This is a genomic window from Candidatus Margulisiibacteriota bacterium (assembly GCA_028706105.1).
Classification (GTDB): Bacteria; Margulisbacteria; Riflemargulisbacteria; order GWF2-35-9; family DYQY01; genus DYQY01.
In genome coordinates this window covers 1-4,740 of the sequence record JAQWCF010000108.1, presented here as the reverse complement: position 1 = coordinate 4,740, position 4,740 = coordinate 1, and the positions used below count along the sequence as shown (strand labels likewise).

Here is a 4,740-nt window from a genome sequence, read left to right as displayed (position 1 = left end):
AAGGAAGTCAATACAGTGAAACAAGCCTTGAAAAAATTTTCTATAAATATTTGGGAAGAGTATATAAAAAACATAACTTTACACTGCACTGTTTAAGACACAGTTATGCAACTCATCTTTTAGAGTCTGGAGTAAGTTTGAGATACATTCAAGAGTTGCTTGGCCACAAAAACAGCAAAACAACAGAAATATATACCCATGTAAGTATGATTGGCCTAAAAAACATAAAAAATCCCACCGACGACTTTGATCTATAAAGAATAAATATAAACCCCAATAAAGGTTTGGTTAGCCCCAGACACTTACTACCCTTAAAGCACCTTTTACACACCTATAAACAAGTTGTATGCAAGGCTGAAAAGACAGCGGTTCATTGATAATTGAATTGGAAAATTTGAAAAAACGGATTGAAAATATTGACTCATTTATTAAAGGTTTGTGCAAGAAAAAATTAGTTTTTGCCGACCCGCTTCTGCCCTTCGGGACAGTTGGGGAAGCCCACGCACATTGCACACATTTGCAAATCACACAGGCTGACACACAAACCGAAATTTGCAAAAGAGTGCAATTTTCGTCTCACGCAAACCATCTAATATAAAGAACATATGGAAAACAATTATTTTATCTATACAGACAAAGCGAATGAAATTGAGATTGAACGTTTTCATATATGTTCTTGGGAATTTATAAATGATACTGCATTAATTGAATTTGGTGGAGAAATTAAAAGAGATAAATCAATTAACAATGACACACTTGAATTTAGTATTTATATTCCATGGATAAAAGCTAAATATAAAATAGTCGATTTGTATGAGCGATTAATAGATTCTGATAATTGTAGATTCATCTTCAATGACTCAATAAAAAGTACTCGTTTTGTTGATGGAGGTCAAAGAAAAGAAGGTGTTGTTCAAGAGTTTTCTGGTAGAGAACCTTTATTTATTATTCCATTAAAATCAACCATTGATATGTCTAATAAAATCGTCAATATTAGCCTCAATATTAAACCCTATCTTGAATCTTCTTTCCCTGAAGTTGCTAATCTTTATTTTCGATTTTATATAGAGCCAAATACAGCCGAATTATCAACCCGAAAAAGAGGAATTAGCAGTTCAACCATCATTTATGATGTTAAATTAAATGAGAAAAGGAATTTGCCAGAGAATTCAAAACTTGACTTGAGAACTCATACTCTTTGTACAATTAACTCCTGTTTCTATTTTAATATCCTCCCAAATTCATATGATTTAACTTTTTTTGATGCTACAGCACTAAAAAATATAAGAACACTTGAAGATGAACCTTTCAAAAAATACATACTTGATAAAAGAGTTAAAAAGGATGAGTTAGTTGTCGTATTTAACAAAAAGGATAAAAAAGAAAGCTACGGCTTTTTTTCCGTATATTCTCGTGAAAGAATTGGAACGGGGCAATTTGCATTAGCTATTCTGATTAATATATTTTGTGGATTCTTATTGTTTATTCCAGCATATCGTAATTCATTTAATCCTGTTTTATCATTCACTGATATTTGGGGTAATTTGCCTTTTGAAATTCTCATCGCCTTTTTCATCGCATTTTCAATGTTAATATACTTTATCTGGCCAACAATTATAAACTATATAACAAGGTTATGGAAATGGATAGCATTTAAGTTAAGATTTAATTGATGAGATGTATTTTTTGCAAAATAGATAGTTCAGGTTCTAAATCCAAAGAACATATTATCCCTGAAAGTTTAGGAAACAAATCTTATACACTACCTAAAGGTGCAGTCTGTGATAAATGCAATAATTATTTTGCTCGTAAGATTGAAAAGAAAGTATTAGAGCTTCCATATTATAAATCATTGCGTGGTCGGAATGAAATTGAGACAAAAAAAGGAAAAATACCTGGAATACCTGGTTTTATTGCAACTCCTAATATTGGTGAATTAGAAATACACTTAAATGATAATAAAGTAATTGAGGTAAATATTGAGGACAAAGAATTATTTGAAAGGATGCGGAAAGGCGAATTCAAACAATTCTACATTCCTCAACTAGAGCAACCACCCTCTGACAATATTCATATCTCTAAATTTCTGGGAAAAGTTGCCTTAGAAGCATTGGCTCATAGGGTACTGAATATTGATAACTGGCAAAATGACTTTATTGAAAACGAAGGTCTAGACCCGTTAAGAGATTTTGTTAGATTTGGTAAGAATTATAAATTCTGGCCTTATCATATTAGAAAGATTTATGACGAAGATAGAATAATAGGGCGTAGTAATAATGATTTGTCACCTCCTTTGCAAACTATGTACGAATATGATTTCCTTATTCCGAATAATCCTATAATTAATGGGGAAAATCACAAAATGGAGGATTTGTATTTCGTCTGTGCAATTATGGGTTTAGAACACACCCTCAATTTAACAGGAAATGGTTTAGAGGCATATTATAAATGGCTTGATAATAATGATAATAGGTCAATTTTAATGATGGAAAAGAATGAATTTCATAATTTTTAATTTGTTATATGAAGGTATTGCTAGACACAAATATTGTCATTCACAGAGAAGCTAGTCGAATTCTTAATGTTGATATTGGAGTGCTTTTTAGATGGCTTGATAAAGGGAAATACACAAAATGTGTTCATCCTATCACAGTCGAAGAAATTAAAAAGAATAGTAACAAGCAAACAGTTGATACCCTTAGTGTAAAACTTGAGAGTTACGAAGTATTAAAAACAACAACTCCTTTAGCCAGGGAAGTTAAGGTCGTGTCTACTAAAATTGATGTTAATCAAAATGATAAAAATGACACGGTTTTATTAAATGAAATTTATTGTGAAAGGATTGATTTCCTAATAACAGAGGATAGAAAAATCCATACTAAAGCTGAAATGCTAGGAATCGCAGATAGGGTTTTTAAAATTGATTCTTTTCTTGAAAAAGTTGTATCTGAGAACCCCGAATTAGTCGATTATAAGGTACTTTCTGTAACAAAGAAGTTGTTCGGAGAAATAGATATTTCTGATTCTTTTTTTGATAGCTTTAAGGAGGATTATAGAGGTTTTGAAAAATGGTTTATAAAAAAATCAGACGAGACTGCATATGTTACAATAAATAAAGGGAAAATACTTTCATTCCTGTTTTTGAAAGTCGAAAACCGAGATGAAAATTATTCAGATATTACCCCTGTTTTTAAACCAAAGAAAAGACTTAAAATAGGCACATTCAAGGTTATAAGCAATGGAGTGAGGTTAGGTGAACGTTTTGTGAAAATAATCTTTGATAATGCAGTTCAAAATAAAGTTGACGAAATCTATGTAACTATTTTTGAAAAAAGGGAAGAACAAAAAAGATTGATTGGACTTTTAGAGGATTGGGGATTTGTTTTTTATGGTACTAAGTTGACTGAAAATGGTGAAGAATTAGTATACATTCGTGATTTTACCCCTTCTTTTAATAAGGAAAACCCAAAACTTACTTTCCCATATCTATCAAAAGAGACAAACATCTATATGATACCTATTTACCCAGATTATCATACAGAATTATTGCCAGATTCTATCTTAACTACAGAATCTCCATATGATTTTATTGAAAATCAACCTCATAGAAATGCAATTAGCAAAGCTTATATAACACGTTCAATTGAACGAAATATAAATAAAGGTGATATTATTGTTTTTTATAGAACAGCGGCAAAAGATAGGTCAGCTTATTATAGCAGTGTAATTACCACAATTGCGATTGCTGAAGATAAAATAGAAAACATTCTTGATGAGAATGATTTTATTCTTAAATGTCGAAAAAGGAGTATTTTTACAGATAAAGGTTTGAAGGAATTTTGGAACTGGTCTCCCAAATACAAACCTTTTATTATAAACTTTTTATATACTCATTCGTTTCCAACGGGAAAAAGGATTAATAGACAACGATTATTGGAATTAGGAATAATTTCAGGTGTAGAAAACGAATTAAGAGGATTAAAAAAGATTACAAAAGAACAATTTAAATTAATTTTAAAGGAAACTGAAACTAATGAGAGTCTTATTATCGATTAAACCAGAATATGCAGAAAAAATATTTGACGGAACAAAAAAATATGAGTTTCGCCGTTCTGTTTTTAAAAATAGAAATGTTAAAACAGTTGTTGTTTATGCATCTTCTCCAGTTCAAAGAGTGATTGGTGAATTTGAAATTGATTCAATAATTAATGAGGATTTAATTAATTTGTGGCAAAAGACGAAAGATTTCTCAGGTATTTCTGAGGATTTTTTCTTTGAATATTTTAGTAATAAGGAACGTGGATTTGCAATAAAAATTAAAAAAGTGAAAAGGTATGATAAAGCCCTATCCTTAAAAGATGATTTTAATGCCACTCCACCTCAATCATTTATGTATTTAGAAGAATGTATGGTTTAGGCTACAGCACACAGCCAAGCACAATTGCAATTCGCACAAACCAACACACGGCCAAAAATTGCAATAGAGCTTGCTGTTTGCCACCGCTTTTTTGCCGACCCTAAAAACTAATTTTTTCGGGAACAGCAGTTCTTCGATTGAACAAATTTTAGATTGTAATAAATTGATAATGAATTGACAATGAATAAAGCCCAGCATACAACATGCGGTATAAAACATTGGGGTTTAGGTGGTTATGTAGGCGTCCTGCCCCGCATTAAGTTCGGTGTAACTGGACAGGAAAGTAGCCCGCAATCCCCAACGTTTCATACCGCCATCCGTTA

Annotated in this window: 5 protein-coding genes; all 5 read left to right on the top strand. The window is 31.3% G+C overall.

What is annotated here, in order from left to right; all coding sequences use genetic code 11:
• Positions 1-257 (top strand): tyrosine-type recombinase/integrase (locus PHF25_08750; protein MDD4528098.1); only part of this gene is annotated, 257 nt, incomplete at its 5' end.
• 348 nt (positions 258-605) lie between these two features.
• Positions 606-1,673, top strand: coding sequence for a hypothetical protein (locus tag PHF25_08745; protein ID MDD4528097.1), 1,068 nt, complete (start codon positions 606-608; stop codon positions 1,671-1,673).
• Positions 1,673-2,515 carry an HNH endonuclease gene (locus tag PHF25_08740; GenBank protein ID MDD4528096.1) on the top strand — a complete coding sequence of 281 codons (843 nt, stop codon included), beginning with the start codon at positions 1,673-1,675 and terminating at the stop codon, positions 2,513-2,515. Before PHF25_08745 ends, PHF25_08740 begins: the two co-directional genes overlap by 1 nt.
• Before the next feature lie 8 nt (positions 2,516-2,523).
• Entirely contained in the window at positions 2,524-4,056 is a 1,533-nt protein-coding gene (locus PHF25_08735; protein ID MDD4528095.1) for a PIN domain-containing protein, read from the top strand.
• Positions 4,034-4,417 (top strand): ASCH domain-containing protein, encoded by a 384-nt coding sequence (locus PHF25_08730; protein ID MDD4528094.1) that lies wholly within the window; start codon positions 4,034-4,036, stop codon positions 4,415-4,417. Before PHF25_08735 ends, PHF25_08730 begins: the two co-directional genes overlap by 23 nt.
• Positions 4,418-4,740: the final 323 nt, after the last annotated feature.

Coding starts and splice junctions, on each gene's coding strand:
- PHF25_08745 (MDD4528097.1), top strand. CDS start 606: ATGGAAAACAATTATTTTATCTATACAGACAAAGCGAATGAAATTGAG.
- PHF25_08740 (MDD4528096.1), top strand. CDS start 1,673: ATGAGATGTATTTTTTGCAAAATAGATAGTTCAGGTTCTAAATCCAAA.
- PHF25_08735 (MDD4528095.1), top strand. CDS start 2,524: ATGAAGGTATTGCTAGACACAAATATTGTCATTCACAGAGAAGCTAGT.
- PHF25_08730 (MDD4528094.1), top strand. CDS start 4,034: ATGAGAGTCTTATTATCGATTAAACCAGAATATGCAGAAAAAATATTT.